The sequence below is a fragment of the Salmonella sp. SJTUF15581 genome, from assembly GCF_043356775.1.
In the GTDB taxonomy this organism is placed as follows: Bacteria; Pseudomonadota; Gammaproteobacteria; order Enterobacterales; family Enterobacteriaceae; genus Salmonella; species Salmonella enterica.
On the sequence record NZ_JBEUJY010000022.1, the window covers coordinates 19,679 to 37,413 of the forward strand.

Annotated in this window: 18 protein-coding genes; 9 read left to right on the forward strand and 9 right to left on the reverse strand. The window is 53.2% G+C overall.

Features of this window, described 5'->3' with window-relative positions; genetic code table 11:
• Window positions 1-234: 234 nt before the first annotated feature.
• Together narX and narL are read left to right on the forward strand one after the other, a co-directional pair.
• On the forward strand, window positions 235-2,031 hold the full coding sequence (narX, locus tag ABVN36_RS23325) for a nitrate/nitrite two-component system sensor histidine kinase NarX (protein ID WP_000476244.1): 1,797 nt from the start codon (window positions 235-237) through the stop codon (window positions 2,029-2,031).
• Complete coding sequence (narL, locus tag ABVN36_RS23330; protein WP_001064598.1) at window positions 2,024-2,674, forward strand: two-component system response regulator NarL; 651 nt, start codon at window positions 2,024-2,026, stop codon at window positions 2,672-2,674. Before narX ends, narL begins: the two co-directional genes overlap by 8 nt.
• On the opposite strand, the gene ABVN36_RS23335 is transcribed toward narL, so the two are convergent.
• Window positions 2,675-4,099 (reverse strand): YchO/YchP family invasin, encoded by a 1,425-nt coding sequence (locus ABVN36_RS23335; RefSeq protein ID WP_023138853.1) that lies wholly within the window; start codon window positions 4,097-4,099, stop codon window positions 2,675-2,677.
• 176 nt (window positions 4,100-4,275) lie between these two features.
• On the opposite strand from ABVN36_RS23335, the gene ABVN36_RS23340 reads away from it, so the two are divergent.
• Window positions 4,276-4,629, forward strand: a complete 354-nt coding sequence (locus tag ABVN36_RS23340; RefSeq protein ID WP_001179791.1) for a DsrE/DsrF/TusD sulfur relay family protein — start codon at window positions 4,276-4,278, stop codon at window positions 4,627-4,629.
• A 79-nt stretch (window positions 4,630-4,708) separates the two neighbouring features.
• On the opposite strand, the gene chaB is transcribed toward ABVN36_RS23340, so the two are convergent.
• Window positions 4,709-4,939, reverse strand: a complete 231-nt coding sequence (gene chaB / locus ABVN36_RS23345) for a putative cation transport regulator ChaB (RefSeq protein ID WP_001146392.1) — start codon at window positions 4,937-4,939, stop codon at window positions 4,709-4,711.
• Window positions 4,940-5,205: 266 nt separating this feature from the next.
• Here chaB and chaA point away from each other — a divergent pair, with 266 nt between their 5' ends.
• Window positions 5,206-6,306: a sodium-potassium/proton antiporter ChaA gene (chaA, locus tag ABVN36_RS23350; protein ID WP_000148418.1), complete on the forward strand. Its 1,101-nt coding sequence runs from the start codon at window positions 5,206-5,208 to the stop codon at window positions 6,304-6,306.
• Window positions 6,307-6,359: 53 nt separating this feature from the next.
• Here chaA and kdsA read toward each other — a convergent pair whose 3' ends face one another.
• The 6 genes from kdsA to hemA are packed head-to-tail and all read right to left on the reverse strand — an operon-like array spanning window position 6,360 to window position 11,663.
• Window positions 6,360-7,214, reverse strand: coding sequence for a 3-deoxy-8-phosphooctulonate synthase (gene kdsA, locus ABVN36_RS23355; protein ID WP_000811046.1), 855 nt, complete (start codon window positions 7,212-7,214; stop codon window positions 6,360-6,362).
• Between the two features lie 37 nt (window positions 7,215-7,251).
• On the reverse strand, window positions 7,252-8,061 hold the full coding sequence (gene sirB1, locus ABVN36_RS23360; RefSeq protein ID WP_001257065.1) for an invasion regulator SirB1: 810 nt from the start codon (window positions 8,059-8,061) through the stop codon (window positions 7,252-7,254).
• Between the two features lie 3 nt (window positions 8,062-8,064).
• Window positions 8,065-8,454, reverse strand: coding sequence for an invasion regulator SirB2 (gene sirB2, locus ABVN36_RS23365; RefSeq protein WP_023138854.1), 390 nt, complete (start codon window positions 8,452-8,454; stop codon window positions 8,065-8,067).
• Complete coding sequence (gene prmC, locus ABVN36_RS23370; RefSeq protein WP_023138855.1) at window positions 8,451-9,284, reverse strand: peptide chain release factor N(5)-glutamine methyltransferase; 834 nt, start codon at window positions 9,282-9,284, stop codon at window positions 8,451-8,453. Before prmC ends, sirB2 begins: the two co-directional genes overlap by 4 nt.
• Window positions 9,284-10,366, reverse strand: a complete 1,083-nt coding sequence (gene prfA / locus ABVN36_RS23375; RefSeq protein WP_000804703.1) for a peptide chain release factor 1 — start codon at window positions 10,364-10,366, stop codon at window positions 9,284-9,286. The genes prmC and prfA overlap by 1 nt, the downstream gene beginning before the upstream one ends.
• Window positions 10,367-10,406: 40 nt before the next feature.
• Window positions 10,407-11,663, reverse strand: a complete 1,257-nt coding sequence (gene hemA, locus ABVN36_RS23380; RefSeq protein WP_000173208.1) for a glutamyl-tRNA reductase — start codon at window positions 11,661-11,663, stop codon at window positions 10,407-10,409.
• A 313-nt stretch (window positions 11,664-11,976) separates the two neighbouring features.
• On the opposite strand from hemA, the gene lolB reads away from it, so the two are divergent.
• The 4 genes from lolB to dauA all read left to right on the forward strand — a co-directional run bounded on the left by lolB (window position 11,977) and on the right by dauA (window position 16,471).
• Window positions 11,977-12,600: a lipoprotein insertase outer membrane protein LolB gene (gene lolB / locus ABVN36_RS23385; RefSeq protein ID WP_000174481.1), complete on the forward strand. Its 624-nt coding sequence runs from the start codon at window positions 11,977-11,979 to the stop codon at window positions 12,598-12,600.
• Window positions 12,597-13,448 (forward strand): 4-(cytidine 5'-diphospho)-2-C-methyl-D-erythritol kinase, encoded by an 852-nt coding sequence (ispE, locus tag ABVN36_RS23390; RefSeq protein WP_023138856.1) that lies wholly within the window; start codon window positions 12,597-12,599, stop codon window positions 13,446-13,448. Before lolB ends, ispE begins: the two co-directional genes overlap by 4 nt.
• A gap of 265 nt (window positions 13,449-13,713) precedes the next feature.
• A complete protein-coding gene (gene prs / locus ABVN36_RS23395; protein WP_001518537.1) occupies window positions 13,714-14,661 on the forward strand; it encodes a ribose-phosphate diphosphokinase in 948 nt (315 codons plus the stop codon).
• Between the two features lie 124 nt (window positions 14,662-14,785).
• Entirely contained in the window at window positions 14,786-16,471 is a 1,686-nt protein-coding gene (gene dauA, locus ABVN36_RS23400; RefSeq protein WP_001037181.1) for a C4-dicarboxylic acid transporter DauA, read from the forward strand.
• A gap of 44 nt (window positions 16,472-16,515) precedes the next feature.
• Here dauA and ychH read toward each other — a convergent pair whose 3' ends face one another.
• Complete coding sequence (ychH, locus tag ABVN36_RS23405; protein ID WP_000823878.1) at window positions 16,516-16,794, reverse strand: stress-induced protein YchH; 279 nt, start codon at window positions 16,792-16,794, stop codon at window positions 16,516-16,518.
• Window positions 16,795-17,069: 275 nt separating this feature from the next.
• Between ychH and pth the strand changes: the two genes are divergently transcribed.
• Window positions 17,070-17,654 carry an aminoacyl-tRNA hydrolase gene (gene pth / locus ABVN36_RS23410; protein WP_000985595.1) on the forward strand — a complete coding sequence of 195 codons (585 nt, stop codon included), beginning with the start codon at window positions 17,070-17,072 and terminating at the stop codon, window positions 17,652-17,654.
• Window positions 17,655-17,735 lie beyond the last annotated feature (81 nt).

Here is a 17,735-nt window from a genome sequence, read left to right on the forward strand (position 1 = left end):
GTTATTACCCTTAATGAGTAGGCTATTTTGGTAAAAAAGCTGTGGTTTTTCACCATGCTGTGTCTGTCTACTCCTTCCCGTCGCAGATACCTCTCTACGGCGGCAATTAAGGAGTAACTCGTTATAGGTATGGGTATACTCCGCTGTATCGTTGAGAATAGCGGCACAGCCGATTGACGCCCCTCTTTTTTGCTACGTTTTTTCGGCGACATTACCCCGAAGAAAGAAGGTAACATGTTTAAACGGTGTTTCTCTCCTCTTACGCTGGTTAACCAACTGGCGCTGATTGTCATGCTCTCTACCGCTATCGGCGTGGCGGGGATGGCGGTTTCCGGCTGGCTGGTTCAGGGCGTACAGGGTAGCGCTCATGCGATTAATAAAGCGGGCTCATTGCGTATGCAAAGCTATCGACTACTGGCAGCTGTCCCGCTGGATGCTAAAGATCAAAAGCTGCTGGATGAGATGGAGCAAACGGCATTCAGCCCGGAACTAACCCGCGCCGCTGAGCGAGACGGGCAGCAGAAGCAGCTTAAAGCGTTGCAGGATTACTGGCATAACGAACTCTCGCCAGGGCTACAGCACGCGCAAAACGCGCACGCGGTCGCAGAAGATGTCACGCGCTTTGTGGCGGGCCTGGATCGCCTGGTGACGTCGTTCGACCATACTACTGAATTGCGTATCGAACGCGTGGTATTAGTTCACCGGGTAATGGCGATCTTTATGGCGCTATTGCTGGTATTTACGATTATCTGGCTACGTGTTCGCCTTTTGCAGCCCTGGAAACAGTTATTATCAATGGCGCGCGCCGTCAGTCAGCGCGACTTTACCCAACGTGCCAATATCAGTGGACGCAATGAGATGGCCGCGTTGGGTTCTGCGCTCAATAATATGTCTGAAGAACTGGCCGAAAGTTATGCGGTACTGGAACAGCGCGTACAGGAAAAAACAGCCGGTCTGGAACATAAAAACCAGATTCTCTCGTTTTTGTGGCAAGCCAACCGCCGACTGCATTCACAGGCTCCGCTATGTGAGCGTCTTTCACCGGTACTGAATGGCCTGCAAAATTTAACCCAGTTGCATGATATTGAGCTGCGAGTCTATGACCTGGAAGATGAAGATAATCACCAGGAATTTACCTGTCAGTCGGACATCAGTTGCGATGATAAAGGCTGCCACCTTTGCCCACGTAGCGCCCTGCCGATGATTAACGGCGGCACCACCTTAAAATGGCGGCTCACCGACTCTCACACCCAATACGGTATTTTGCTGGCGACGCTGCCCTATGGACGCCATCTCAGCCACGATCAGCAACAGTTGGTGGACACGCTGGTTGAACAGCTTACCGCGACTCTGGCGCTCGACAGGCATCAGGAGCGCCAGCAGCAGTTGATTGTCATGGAAGAGCGTGCCACCATTGCCCGCGAACTGCATGATTCTATTGCCCAGTCGCTCTCTTGTATGAAGATGCAGGTGAGCTGCCTGCAAATGCAGGGCGACGTGTTACCGGAAAGCAGCCGTGAGTTACTCAGCCAAATTCGCAATGAGCTGAACTGCTCCTGGGCGCAACTGCGCGAACTGTTAACCACTTTCCGCTTACAGTTGACGGAACCCGGGCTACGTCCGGCGCTGGAAGCAAGCTGCCAGGAGTTCAGCGCCAGGTTTGGCTTTACGGTAAAACTGGATTATCAGCTTCCCCCCCGCCTGGTGCCGTCACACCAGGCGATACACCTGTTGCAAATTGCCAGGGAAGCCCTCAGCAACGCCCTTAAACACTCTCATGCCGACGATGTGGTGGTGACAGTGACGCAATGTGGCAAACAGGTCAAACTAAAAGTGCAGGATAATGGCTGCGGCGTCCCGGAAAACGCCGAACGCAGTAATCACTACGGCATGATCATCATGCGCGATCGGGCGCAAAGTTTGCGCGGCGATTGCCAGGTACGCCGACGCGAGACTGGCGGAACAGAGGTCACTGTTACTTTTATTCCAGAAACAAACTTCACAGAAACCCAGGGAGATACCCATGAATAATCAGGAACCGGCAACTATCCTGTTAATTGACGACCATCCGATGCTACGCACGGGTGTAAAGCAGCTTGTGAGTATGGCGCCCGATATCAGCGTGGTCGGAGAAGCCAGCAACGGTGAGCAGGGTATTGACCTGGCGGAATCGCTCGATCCCGATCTGATCCTCCTTGATTTGAATATGCCGGGAATGAATGGTCTCGAAACGCTGGATAAATTACGCGAAAAAGCGCTGTCAGGACGTATTGTCGTTTTCAGCGTATCCAACCATGAAGAAGATGTCGTCACGGCGCTAAAGCGCGGCGCGGACGGTTATCTGTTGAAAGACATGGAGCCGGAGGACTTGCTCAAAGCGTTACAACAGGCCGCCGCCGGCGAAATGGTATTAAGTGAAGCGTTAACGCCGGTACTGGCGGCCAGCCTGCGGGCCAACCGCGCCACCACCGATCGCGATGTAACGCAACTCACCCCGCGTGAGCGCGATATTCTGAAGCTCATCGCGCAGGGATTGCCAAATAAGATGATTGCCCGGCGTCTGGATATCACCGAAAGTACGGTCAAAGTGCACGTGAAACATATGCTCAAGAAAATGAAGCTGAAATCGCGCGTGGAGGCCGCCGTCTGGGTGCATCAGGAACGCATCTTTTAATTATTGCTCCTGGAACGGTTGCCAATGCGGATTATCGTCCGGCATCGTGATAAACGGTTCAGTCAGCGCGAGCGTGATCTCATTGGAAGAGACACGCTGACCTTTTTCATCCTCAACCACCACCGATAAACGCCAGCGATTTGCCGCGCCTTCGCGGTGATCCCAGGCCGGCATAATGATTGTCCAGCCCTCGGTACTGCGGGTGTCCGTTCCTGCCGTCAAACTTAAGGCCTGTGTATCGCCCTGCCAGCTCAAATGACGAATACCGTGCACGCTGCGCACCTGCAATTTTAACGCAACCGTCTCACCAGGCGTAAGATCCCAGGGCGGCGTCGCCAGAAAAACCGTTAACGTTTTACGCTGCCGATACTCCATTGTCGGCAGCGAGTTACGTTGCGGCGTATCATAGCGGCTACCGCGTAATGACTGGCTTTGCGCCACTTCACTGGTGGCAAGCTGCTTTTTGAGCGGCACGCCGAAGCGGTAGTTAAGCGTCAGCCCCAGGTTATTCTGACTGACCCCGCTCTCGCCCTGTTTGTGCTGGGCGGTCATGGTAAGCAAAGGTACTGGCGTATAGTTGAGACCCAGTTTTAACGCGACAGGATTGTGATACCCCGTTCCGGAGTCAAACAGATCCACGCTATCGCCAAAGTACTGCTCCAGACTAACGCTGGTATTGATATGCTGGTAAAACGGCAGCCGCACTTGCGCGTTGATATCATATCCGCGCGCCATTCGCTGTTCTAAGGTCGCCGTATGCGTCTGCCAGTCGGCAAAAGGCTGATAATAGTTGGCGGATAAACGCAAATATTCTCCCCACGCCTCCGCGCCAAAGCCGGCGCGCTGCAGATTTTCATCCAGCAGATTATCGTAAAAGGTATTATAGCCAAGAAGCCAGCCATCCTGCGCCCAGCGCTGTCCTACGCCAATGTTGCTTACCAGTCCGTCAGTCTGTTGCGTAAGACCAAACTGGCTCCAGGTCAGATAGCGCTGTTTATCCTGTAAAGGGATAAACCAGCTTCCGCGACTGCCGTTAAAATGACCTTCGTTATCGACGTTAATATCCACGCTGGCGCTGCCCCAGGCTGATAGCCAGCTTTCAAGCTGCTGGTTAACCTGCTCGCTGACCACATCGCGTACCTGTCCGAAAGCGAATTGCCTCGCCTGTTCACCGGTATCCAGATCGTTATTTTTCATGCTGGCTTCGCCAAACGCTTTGGCCATCTCGGCAAAATGCTTTTCCCCTTCGTGGGATTCCGGCATCATGCCTAAATCCGGCAGACGGTTTTGCGTGAAAGGGTCTTGCGCCTGCGCACGGATCGTACCGCTGGCAGCCAGCAAGAGAAGCGAGAGTGAGAATGAACGAAAAACAATACGGCTCAACGTGTCGGCAACTTCTACAACAAAAGATAAGAGGAATGGCATCAGAGTAAACCATAACGTGTCCGGACAGGTTTTGCAGCCTTTTCTCGTGCTTCCAGGAATATCCTTATTTTTTCCGCAGAGCGTCCCGGGATTTTATCCACGCATTTGGCGGTACCCGGTTCCCGAGGTAACATAACGCCATTGCCGACAAAATTTCTCAAGGAGAAGGGTTATCCATGCAAAATATCGTCATTATCGCTAACGGCGCCGCCTACGGCAGCGAATCATTATTTAATAGCCTGCGTCTGGCCATTGCGCTGTGCGAGCAGGAAAGCCATCTCGATTTACGCCTGTTTTTGATGTCAGATGCCGTAACCGCAGGGTTACGCGGTCAAAAACCAGCCGAAGGCTACAATATTCAGCAAATGCTGGAAATTCTAACCGCGCAAAACGTACCGGTAAAATTATGCAAAACCTGTGCGGACGGACGTGGTATCACTCCCCTGCCGCTGATTGACGGTGTGGAAATCGGAACGCTGGTCGAGCTGGCGCAATGGACGCTGGCGGCGGACAAAGTGCTGACATTTTGAATCTGTACGCGGGAAAAGCTCCCGCGTCAGGATAGACTTCCGGCAAGAAAATCAGGCCAACACGCGAGTAATACCGCGTTTATTTTTTCTTATGCCATTTATCATCCTCGCCTTTTTCATAATCGTTTTTAACCGCCGCCCAGGCGACTTTATGTGCGGTTTCCTCGCGGCTGGCGTCATCACGACGATCGGCTTTATCTTTATATTGCTCCCAGGCGCTATTAAACGCTTCTTTGTAAATGTCCTGGGCATGGGCTGGAAGAACATTCCGCACATTATCGGGTAAATCACTTTTGGCTTTATACGGCATCAGCGCCTCCGTCTTCAGGGAAAACATTAAGTGTGGTAAACAATGCGTTATTACGCCAGTCGAGGAGGATTTTTGCTTTTTACGGAAATTAACTTTTTGTTATTTAAACACTGTTAAAACAAGATGCTTGTTTTACTGACCTTGAAAGAAAAAAATCGTCTACGCCGTAAAACTACGTAAAAAACCACTAAAAAAATACAAATTTCTGCTATTTTTACCTTCTTTACTCTTTCCAAAATATTAACACCTGCACAAGGGAGACCCTCATGACACATGCCTGTGAGGCGGTGAAAACCCGCCATAAGGAGACTTCGCTTATTTTCCCGGTTCTTGCGCTGGTAGTGCTGTTCCTTTGGGGAAGCAGCCAGTCACTACCAGTGGTTATTGGCATCAATATCCTTGCACTTATTGGTATTTTAAGCAGCGCATTTAGCGTGGTCCGTCATGCCGATGTATTAGCGCATCGACTCGGCGAACCCTATGGATCGCTTATTTTAAGCCTGTCCGTCGTTATTCTTGAGGTGAGTTTAATTTCAGCGCTGATGGCTACCGGCGATGCTGCGCCAACGCTTATGCGCGATACGCTCTACTCTATTATTATGATTGTCACCGGGGGACTGGTCGGTTTCTCGTTGTTGTTGGGCGGGCGTAAATTCGCAACGCAATATATGAATTTATTTGGGATTAAGCAGTATCTTATCGCGCTGTTTCCGCTGGCGATTATTGTGCTGGTTTTTCCAATGGCATTGCCGCAAGCCAATTTCTCTACCGGTCAGGCATTATTGGTCGCGTTAATTTCCGCCGCGATGTACGGCGTATTTTTGTTGATTCAAACCAAAACGCACCAGAGCTTATTTATCTATGAACATGAAGATGAAGGCGATGATGACAATCCACACCACGGTAAACCCTCCGCGCACAGTAGCGGCTGGCATACGGTCTGGTTACTCATTCATTTAATTGCGGTCATTGCCGTTACCAAAATGAATGCCAGCCCGCTGGAGGCGTTGCTGACCAGCATGAACGCCCCGGTCGCCTTTACCGGTTTCCTGGTCGCGTTGTTAATTCTCTCGCCGGAAGGACTGGGCGCGCTGAAGGCGGTACTGAATAATCAGGTTCAGCGGGCAATGAATCTGTTCTTCGGATCGGTGTTGGCGACGATTTCATTAACCGTGCCGGTCGTCACGCTCATCGCCTGGGCGACAGGTAATGATCTGGTGTTTGGTTTAGGTGCGCCGGAAATGGTAGTGATGGTGGCCTCGTTAGTGCTGTGCCATATTTCGTTCTCTACCGGACGTACCAACGTGCTAAACGGCGCGGCGCATCTGGCTTTATTTGCCGCCTATCTGATGACGATTTTTGCCTGATATAAAAAAGCCGGATAGTATCTTATCCGGCCTACACAAGCTAAAAACCGCAATCAGTTCTCGGTATCCAGCTCGTCGAAGCTTTTCACCAAATCATCAATCGCTTTTATCTGGGTCAGGAACTGCTCCAGTTTCGCCAGCGGCAGCGCGGAAGGACCGTCGCACTTCGCGTTAGCCGGGTCCGGATGCGACTCAAGGAACAGGCCCGCCAGACCGACAGCCATACCGGCGCGCGCCAGCTCGGTCACCTGACCACGACGACCGCCCGAGGCGGCGCCAAATGGGTCGCGGCATTGCAGCGCATGGGTAACGTCGAAAATCACCGGCGAGTTGCCGGAGACCTTTTTCATCACGCTAAAGCCCAGCATATCCACCACCAGGTTGTCATAGCCGAAGTTCGCGCCGCGATCGCACAGAATCACCTTATCGTTACCGCCCTCATGGAACTTATCCACGATATTGCCCATCTGACCCGGGCTTACGAACTGCGGCTTTTTCACGTTAATCACAGCGCCGGTTTTCGCCATCGCTTCCACCAGGTCGGTCTGGCGCGCCAGAAACGCCGGGAGCTGAATCACGTCAACCACATCAGCCACAGGCTGCGCCTGGCTGGCTTCGTGGACGTCAGTGATCACTTTTACGCCAAATGTCTGCTTGAGTTCCTGGAAGATTTTCATCCCTTCTTCCAGGCCCGGCCCACGGTAAGAGTGAATAGAGGAACGGTTGGCTTTATCAAAAGAGGCCTTGAACACGTAAGGAATACCCAGCTTCTGGGTAACGGTTACGTAGTGCTCACAAATGCGCATTGCCAGATCGCGTGACTCCAGCACGTTCATACCGCCAAACAGCACAAACGGCAGGTCATTTGCCACCTTAATGTCGCCAATGTTAACCACTTTTTGTTTCATAGGATCGCCTTACACTTATAGGTAAAATGTCGGTTAATTAATGTAGAACAATTTGCTTGTGCGCAATGGTGTTGATCTGCGCACGAATCATTTCGCTGATCGGGTCTTCCGGACACTGTTCAACGAAGTAGCTTAAATCAGTCAGCGCAACGTGTTCACACTCAAGCTGCGCGTAGATCAACCCGCGGTCACGGATTTCGTAAGGATCTTCCGGGTTAAATTGCAACAATGCTTCGCTAACGCGCAGCGCCAGCTCCATTTGCCGTTCCTCCATCAGCGAGGATTTCAGCGTATCCAGTAGCTTACGAATCACTTCGGCGTTATCCGCCTCGTCCAAATCTTCGTTAAACAACTCGGCGACCGGACTAATATTGCCTTTTAACCAGACTTCCAGAGTATGTTCATCAAGCGTTTCACCGTTGAACGGGTTAATCAGCCACATTTCCCCTTCCAGCGATTCAATACGCAAAATCAGCTGCGTTGGGAAGATAACGGGCACCAACGGCAAATCAAGACGGTTTGCTATCCATAATAAAATAGCGCCCAACGATACCGCGCTACCCTGGCGTTTTTTCAGGACTTTATCGAGCCATAAAGCATCAGAAAGACGGTAGACGCCGCGGGAGTCCGTGAACCCCCACTCGCCGTAAAAAAGTGCCAGCAATTTTTCCAGTTGCTCATCCTGAGACAGGAGCTGGCTAATTTCTTCCTGCGCCAGACTGACCAGACGTTCCAGTTCGTCGTAGACAAACTGCGTGGGAAAATCCAGGCGAATCATCTCTGATGCCAGGATCATGCCATCACACAGCGGCGCATTGTTAAATTCGAAATCAGCTAACGACCTCATGACTTACCCCAGTAACGGTATTTTTGTGGTGGCGAGTTTAATGATGATGTACAGCACCACCAGCGCCAGCGGGAAAGCGATAAAACGCGCCTGCTGGCTGCGCGCCTGACGATAATCAAGCGCAATAAAACCCAAAACGATGTAGATGATAACGCCAAACAGTTTTTCAGTCAGCCATGAGCCCGACTCCGTGAATGGCAGGATGTGCGTTTTAACGATTAACCCAATACCGCTAAGCAGTAACAGGGTATCTATGACGGGAGGCACGATTCGTGTCCAGCGCGCGTCGGCCAACGCATGGCCGCAATAGCGCCACCAGTAACGAGCGACAAACAAACTGACGGAGAGCGCAACACAGATAAGATGAAGCGTGAGCAACATTGCAATTGTCATGGCGTAAAACGTCCGCAGGTCACGCGTTCATTACCACCATAATCACGACACGTTTCTACATCCGAGTAACCAGACCGCCTGAAAACCGCTCTTACCGCTTCGCCCTGCTGCCAACCGTGTTCCAGCAGCAGGAAGCCGCCGGGCGTTAACATCTGGCGGGCGTTATCGATAATATGCGTAAGATCCGCCATACCGTTTTCGTCCGCCACCAACGCCGAGCGCGGTTCAAAGCGTACATCGCCTTCGCTAAGGTGCGGGTCCTGCGCGTCAATGTAGGGCGGATTGCTGACAATCATGTCGAACTGCTGCCCCGATAGCGCGCTGAACCAACAACTTTGCAGTATACGCACATTCCGGATAGCCAAATGTTCCGCGTTGCGTATCGCCAGCGCAACCGCATCAGGCATACGATCGACCGCAGTCACCTCGCAATCCGGTCGCTCGCAGGCCAGCGCCAGCGCAATCGCGCCGGTTCCGGTGCCTAAATCCAGAATACGACAGGTTTTGACCGGCAATCGCGCCAACGCCTGTTCAACCAGACATTCGGTATCCGGGCGCGGGATTAGCGTGACGGGAGAAACGAAGAGCGGCAGCGACCAAAATTCGCGTAAGCCCGTCAGGTACGCAATAGGTTCGCCCTGTTTACGCCGCTGCAGCAGATCCGCGAGCTGTTGTTGCTGGACGTCGGTAAGCGGCGTTTCGCCAAAGGCCATGATATACGTCCGCCCCTTGCCCGTAACGTACTCAAGCAGGATCTCGGCGTCGCGCCGGGGGCTGTCGCTGTCCCGGAGCTGGTTTACCGCCTCATGTAGCCAGTGCTGAAAATCCATTATTCCTGCTCGGATAAGGCGGCTAACAGGTCAGCCTGGTGTTCCTGAACAATCGGCTCAATCAGCATATCCAGCTTACCTTCCATCGTTTCATCAAGGCGATATAACGTCAGATTAATACGATGATCGGTCACGCGCCCCTGCGGGAAATTATAGGTCCGGTTACGATCGCTGCGATCGCCGCTGCCAAGCAGGTTGCGGCGCGTTGACGCCTCGGCCTGCTGGCGTTTTGCCGTTTCGGCGGCGTGAATGCGCGCCCCGAGCACCGAGAGCGCTTTCGCTTTGTTTTTATGCTGCGAACGCTCGTCCTGGCATTCCACCACGATGCCGGTCGGCAAGTGGGTAATACGGATAGCGGAGTCGGTGGTGTTAACGTGCTGACCGCCCGCGCCGGAAGAACGAAACGTATCAATGCGCAGATCCGCCGGGTTAATATCAGGCAGCTCGGCTTCCGGCAGCTCCGGCATCACGGCGACGGTACAGGCGGAGGTATGGATACGCCCCTGCGACTCGGTCGCCGGAACACGCTGTACGCGGTGTCCGCCGGACTCAAATTTCAGTCGGCCATACACGCCGTCGCCGCTGATTTTGGCGATGATCTCTTTATAACCGCCATGCTCGCCTTCGCTCATGCTCATGATCTCCACGCGCCAGCGGCGCGCTTCGGCATAACGGCTGTACATGCGGAACAGATCGCCGGCAAACAGCGCGGCTTCGTCGCCGCCTGTGCCGGCGCGAACCTCAAGGAACGCGTTTCGTTCATCGTCCGGATCTTTCGGCAGCAGCAGTACCTGTAACTGTTGCTCCAGTTGTTCGCTTTTTTCTTTCGCTTCGCGCAGTTCTTCCTGCGCCATTTCCCGCATTTCAGGATCGTCGAGCATCATCTGAGCCGTCTCGATATCGTCCTGAACCTGTTGCCAGTCCGTAAAACAGCGAGAAACGTCGCTTAATTGCGCATATTCGCGCGACAATGCGCGAAAGCGGTCCTGGTCGGCGATAATTCCCGCATCGCCCAGCAACGCCTGAACTTCCTCATGGCGTTCGTGCAGGGCTTCCAGTTTGGCAACGATAGAAGGCTTCATAGGCGTAAATTCACCCTGTAAAAAAGTGTGGTGTGTGCTGCTACTCCAGCCCGAGGCTGTCGCGCAGAATATTCAGGCGTTCGTCATCCCCGTCACGGGCAGCCTGTTGAAGTGATTTCGTTGGCGCATGAATCAGGCGGTTGGTCAGTTTCCATGCCAGATCCTGCAAGATGGCTTGCGCATCGCCGCCCTGTTGAAGGGCCGACAGCGCTTTGGTAGTCAGTTCGTCACGAATCTGCTCCGACTGACTACGGTATTCCCGAATGGTCTCGCTGGCCCCCTGGGCGCGTAGCCAGGCCATAAACTCGCTGGCTTCCTGCTCAACAATCGTTTCCGCTTCCACCGCCGCAGCCTGACGCTGCGCCAGATTATGCGAAATGATGCTCTGTAAATCATCGACGCTATAAAGATAAGCGTTCGCCAGTTTGCCGACTTCCGGCTCAACGTCGCGCGGTACGGCGATATCCACCAGCAGCATCGGCTGGTTGCGACGGCTTTTTAATGCGCGCTCCACCATGCCTTTACCGATAATCGGCAGCGGGCTGGCGGTCGAACTGATGATAATATCGGCATCCTGCAAACGGGCGTCGATATCGCTGAGCGAGATAACCTCAGCGCCAACCTCATCCGCCAGGGCTTGCGCGCGCTCGCGGGTTCGGTTGGCGATAATCATCTTTTGTACTTTATGCTCGCGCAGGTGACGCGCCACCAGTTCAATAGTTTCGCCCGCACCAACTAACAGTACAGTGACCGTCGACAGCGATTCAAAGATTTGGCGGGCGAGCGTACAGGCGGCAAACGCGACGGAGACGGCACTGGCGCCGATATCGGTTTCAGTCCGCACTCGCTTGGCGACGGAAAACGACTTCTGAAACATTCGCTCCAGCGCGCTGGCGTTAAGGTGGCCTTTTTGCGAATCCGCAAACGCTTTTTTCACCTGACCGAGGATTTGCGGTTCGCCCAGCACCAGTGAATCCAGACCGCTGGCGACGCGCATCAGGTGGCTGACGGCGTCATTGTCCTGATGCCAGTACAGACTGTTGCGCAGATCGTCCTCGTTCAGGTTATGGTAATCGCATAACCAGCGGATCAACGCTTCTTGCAGGTTATCCTGCTCTTCCACGCTCAAATACAGTTCTGTACGGTTACAGGTTGACAGCACGACCCCACCCTGCACCATTGGCTGCGCAAGCAGGCTGTCCAGCGCCTGATCAAGCGTGTCCGGCGAAAACGTTACGCGTTCTCGCAGCGATACAGGTGCCGTTTTATGGTTAATACCGAGCGCTAAAAGGGTCATGTCTGCGGGAGTAGTACCAGCGTTGATATGGTTAGTCTGCTTGCATCATACAGGATGCGCGTGGTCAATAAAAGAGAGAGCCCCCTTTTGGAGTAATTGGCAGCGCTCGCTAATTTGATGATTTAAGACAACTTGAAAGTAGACGATGTCACCAGGCGGCGCTAGCATTAAAGGCTATAACTGTAACCGATAGCAAAAATTTGCCGAATCGCGGCGCGAACGTTTTTACAGCCTGCAGGTTCAGTTTTCAGGCCTGATAAGCGTAACGCCATCAGACAATTATTGCACCGTATCACAAGGATTCGTCATCACTATGACCCTGCCCGATTTTCGCCTGATTCGTCTACTGCCGTTAGCAAGCCTGGTTCTCACCGCCTGTACGCTTCCTGGGCATGAAGGCCCGGGCAAGAGCCCGGATTCTCCTCAGTGGCGCCAGCATCAGCAAGAGGTGCGTCATCTGAATCAATACCAGACGCGCGGCGCCTTTGCTTACATCTCAGATGATCAGAAAGTCTATGCGCGCTTCTTCTGGCAACAGACCGGACAGGATCGCTACCGCCTGCTGCTTACCAACCCGCTGGGCAGCACCGAGCTGGAGCTTAACGCCCAGCCGGGCAACGTCCAGTTGGTGGATAACAAAGGCCAGCGTTATACCGCCGATGACGCCGAAGAGATGATCGGCAAACTCACCGGGATGCCGATTCCGTTAAACAGCCTGCGGCAGTGGATCCTCGGTCTGCCTGGCGATGCCACCGACTACAAACTGGACGACCAGTACCGCCTGAGCGAAGTGAACTACCGCCAGGATGGTAAAAACTGGAAAGTGGTTTACGGTGGCTATGACAGCAAAACGCAGCCTGCCATGCCTGCCAATATGGAGCTTTCAGACGGCAGTCAGCGCATTAAGCTGAAAATGGATAACTGGATTGTGAAATGATGACCCATTGGCCTTCTCCGGCAAAATTAAACCTGTTTTTATATATCACCGGACAGCGTGCAGACGGCTACCACACGCTGCAGACGCTGTTTCAGTTTCTGGATTATGGCGACACACTCCACATCGAACCGCGTCACGATGGCGAAATCCATTTATTAACGCCGGTTACCGGCGTTGAAAATGAAGAAAATCTGATCGTCCGCGCCGCGCGGCTGTTGATGAAAGTCGCCTCGGAGAGTGGACGCCTGCCCGCCGGAAGCGGTGCGGATATCAGCATTGAGAAGCGCCTTCCCATGGGCGGCGGTCTGGGTGGCGGCTCGTCTAACGCCGCGACCGTTCTGGTGGCGCTCAATAATCTTTGGCAATGCGGGCTTTCCATTGATGAACTGGCGACGCTCGGCCTGACGCTCGGCGCCGACGTCCCGGTCTTTGTTCGTGGCCACGCCGCGTTTGCCGAAGGCGTAGGCGAAATATTAACGCCGGTGAATCCGCCGGAAAAATGGTATCTGGTCGCGCACCCTGGCGTAAGCATTCCGACGCCGGTTATCTTTAAAGATCCTCAATTGCCGCGTAATACGCCAAAAAGGTCAATAGATACGTTACTAAAATGTGAATTCAGCAATGATTGCGAGGTTATCGCAAGAAAACGTTTTCGCGAGGTTGATGCGGCGCTTTCCTGGCTGTTAGAATACGCGCCGTCGCGCCTGACTGGGACAGGGGCCTGTGTCTTTGCTGAATTCGATACAGAGTCTTGTGCTCGCCAGGTGCTTGAGCAAGCCCCGGAATGGCTCAATGCTTTTGTGGCGAAGGGTGTCAACCTCTCCCCATTGCATCGAGAGTTACTCTAACGCATTCGGGTTTCAGGAAGATGGCGAAATGACGAATCGCCGGTCATATATGCCGTATTTGACCGGTGTGAGGCATCGATACCAGCGCACATGAAACGTGAATGAAGACGAGTAAGCCGGGCAAGCTGAGCTTCGGTGACAACGTCACCTTGTTCCAGACGTTGCATCGCGCTCTTTAATACACCGCCTGGATAGGATTTTGCCTGGCCCGCACAGTTTTCGGCAGATTCTTTCCACCAATGGACGCATGCCTGAGGTTCTTCTCGTGCCTGATATGAAGCTTTTTGCTGGTAACGCCACCCCGGAACTAGCACAACGTATTGCCAACCGCCTGTACACTTCTCTCGGCGACGCCGCCGTAGGTCGCTTTAGCGACGGCGAAGTCAGCGTACAAATCAACGAAAATGTACGCGGTGGTGATATTTTCATCATCCAGTCCACTTGTGCCCCAACCAACGACAACCTGATGGAATTGGTCGTTATGGTTGATGCCCTGCGTCGTGCTTCCGCAGGTCGTATCACCGCCGTTATCCCCTACTTTGGCTATGCACGTCAGGACCGTCGCGTACGTTCCGCCCGTGTGCCGATTACCGCAAAAGTTGTCGCTGACTTCCTGTCCAGCGTCGGCGTTGACCGCGTTCTCACCGTAGATCTGCATGCTGAACAGATCCAGGGCTTCTTTGACGTTCCGGTTGATAACGTGTTCGGTAGCCCAATCCTGCTCGAAGATATGCTGCAACTGAATCTGGATAACCCGATCGTGGTTTCTCCGGATATTGGCGGCGTGGTTCGTGCCCGCGCTATCGCTAAGCTGCTGAACGATACCGATATGGCTATCATTGATAAACGTCGTCCGCGCGCGAACGTTTCTCAGGTGATGCACATCATCGGCGACGTCGCTGGCCGTGACTGCGTGCTGGTTGATGATATGATCGATACCGGCGGTACTCTGTGCAAAGCAGCAGAAGCATTGAAAGAACGTGGCGCTAAACGCGTGTTTGCCTACGCGACGCACCCGATCTTCTCAGGCAATGCGGCAAACAACCTGCGCAACTCCGTTATTGACGAAGTCGTTGTCTGCGACACCATTCCGCTGACCGACGAAATCAAAGCGCTGCCGAACGTGCGTACCTTGACCCTGTCAGGTATGCTGGCCGAAGCGATTCGCCGTATCAGCAACGAAGAATCGATTTCCGCCATGTTCGAGCATTGATCGAACCCGGATCTGAAACCCGCTGCGGCGGGTTTTTTTGTCTGTAACACCCTTTTGTATGACTTATGCCTCCTTCACCTGCCATTTAGTTGACAGATGATGCGCTCATGGATGAAACATTATTGTGAACAAATTATTTTCCTCACATGTGATGCCTTTCCGCGCTCTCATCGATGCTTGCTGGAAAGAAAAATATACCGCCTCCCGGTTCACCCGTGATGTGATAGCCGGGATCACCGTCGGGATTATTGCTATCCCGCTGGCGATGGCGCTGGCAATTGGCAGTGGCGTTGCGCCGCAGTATGGCCTCTATACCTCCGCTGTCGCCGGGATCGTGATCGCGCTAACCGGCGGCTCGCGCTTTAGCGTTTCCGGCCCTACCGCCGCGTTTGTGGTGATTTTGTATCCGGTATCGCAACAGTTTGGTCTGGCGGGCCTACTGGTCGCCACGCTGATGTCGGGCTTCTTCCTGATCCTTTTCGGCCTGGCGAGACTGGGGCGATTGATTGAATATATCCCGGTGTCGGTCACGTTGGGTTTTACCTCAGGGATTGGTATTACCATCGGTACCATGCAGATTAAAGATTTTCTTGGTCTGCAGATGGCCCATGTGCCAGAGCACTATTTGCAGAAAGTCGGCGCGCTGTTTATGGCGTTGCCCACCGTCAATATTGGCGATGCCGCCATTGGCGTGGTAACGCTGGGAACGTTGATTTTCTGGCCGCGTCTCGGTATTCGTCTGCCAGGACATCTTCCCGCGCTGCTGGCTGGTTGCGCCGTGATGGGGATCGTTAATCTGCTGGGCGGCAATGTGGCGACTATCGGCTCACAGTTCCATTATGTTCTGGCTGACGGCACTCAGGGCAACGGCATCCCGCAGCTCCTGCCGCAACTGATGCTGCCGTGGAGTCTTCCTGGCTCCGATTTCACGCTAAGCTGGGATTCACTGCGCGCGCTGCTGCCAGCGGCCTTCTCGATGGCAATGCTGGGGGCAATCGAATCATTGCTCTGCGCCGTCGTGCTGGACGGCATGACCGGCACCAAACATAAAGCTAACAGCGAACTTATCGGCCAGGGACTGGGGAATATGGTCGCGCCGTTCTTTGGCGGCATCACCGCCACCGCCGCGATTGCCCGCTCTGCCGCCAACGTCCGCGCTGGCGCGACCTCTCCCATCTCGGCGGTAATTCACGCTATCCTGGTCATTCTGGCGCTACTGGTCTTGGCCCCGCTACTCTCCTGGCTGCCGCTTTCCGCGATGGCGGCGCTACTGCTGATGGTGGCATGGAATATGAGTGAAGCCCATAAAGTGGTGGATCTGTTACGCCATGCGCCGAAAGACGACATCATCGTTATGCTGCTGTGCATGTCATTAACGGTTCTGTTTGATATGGTCATCGCCATCAGCGTGGGGATTGTCCTTGCTTCCCTGCTGTTTATGCGCCGTATTGCGCGAATGACTCGACTTGCGCCGGTCAATGTCGATGTGCCTGATGATGTGCTGGTGCTGCGTGTTATCGGTCCACTCTTTTTCGCCGCGGCGGAAGGACTGTTTACTGACCTTGAGTCACGTATTAAGGGCAAACGTATCGTCGTTCTGAAATGGGACGCAGTACCAGTGCTGGATGCAGGCGGGCTTGATGCTTTTCAGCGTTTTGTGAAGCGTCTGCCGGAGGGTTGCGAATTGCGTATCAGTAATCTGGAGTTCCAACCGCTGCGCACAATGGCGCGTGCCGGTATCAAACCTATTCCTGGGCGTCTGACCTTCTTCCCGAACAGGACGGAGGCGTTAGCGGATTTACTCAGTTAATGGACAATGCCCGGTGGCGATAACGCTTACCGGGCCTGAACCGGTTAGCTATGACGACGATTATCGTTACGGCGGCAACGTTTGTCATAGTGACGTACCCACCAATATTTGTCGCTTACCTGCTCATGCCCCCCTACACGAGCCCCTGCCAGCCAAAGAACTGCACCGACAAAAATACTCAGTATTGCGCCATGCGCAAAAAATTGCGGCAAATTAAACTGCGGCAGTTGGTTTAAAATAGAGTAACCCACGCCGACAACCATCACGACCAGCCCCAACCCCATCAGCACGTTACCGAATAACGAAGCGTTTTTGCGTTTCATATGTCACCTCCGGAACTTTTGGGTTGTTTTTAGGAAATCCCCCTAAACTTTATGTGTAAAGTATAGACAACACTTCCATTTGTAAGTGCGGGTGTGATCACAAATGTAAAGTTTCATTTAACAAAACTTTACAAATAACACACTGAACAGTTTACATTTTTAATAATCAATGCTGGCAATTATTTAATTTACTTCAGAGTGTCGCTGTGTTTTGTCAAGCGGGCAGACAGACAGTAAACTACGCGCCAGTTATGGATCTACTCAGGACAAAAAACGTGGCAATTAAATTGATTGTTGGTCTGGCGAATCCCGGTGCGGAATATGCCGCGACGCGACACAATGCAGGCGCATGGTACGTCGATTTACTGGCGGAGCGCCTGCGCGCGCCGTTGCGTGAAGAGCCTAAATTCTTTGGTTATACCTCACGCATCACGCTGGAAGGGGAAGATGTTCGCCTGCTGGTACCCACCACGTTCATGAACCTCAGTGGTAAAGCAGTTGGCGCAATGGCCAGTTTTTACCGTATTCAGCCGGACGAAATTTTGGTCGCTCACGACGAGCTGGATCTCCCTCCGGGCGTCGCGAAATTTAAACTTGGCGGCGGCCACGGCGGCCACAATGGTCTGAAAGACATCATCAGCAAGCTGGGCAATAATCCCAACTTTCACCGCTTACGCGTTGGAATTGGTCATCCAGGCGATAAAAATAAAGTTGTTGGTTTCGTGCTGGGTAAACCCCCTGTTTCTGAACAAAAATTAATTGATGAGGCCATTGACGAAGCGGCACGCTGTACGGAATTGTGGTTCAAAGAGGGTCTGGCCAAAGCAACAAGCCGTTTGCATACCTTTAAGGCGCAATAACCAGTGATGTGCGGCATTTTTGCCGCACGCCGTGTATAATAGGCGAAGTTATTTCCATTTCTGCAATCTGTTTTCTATAAC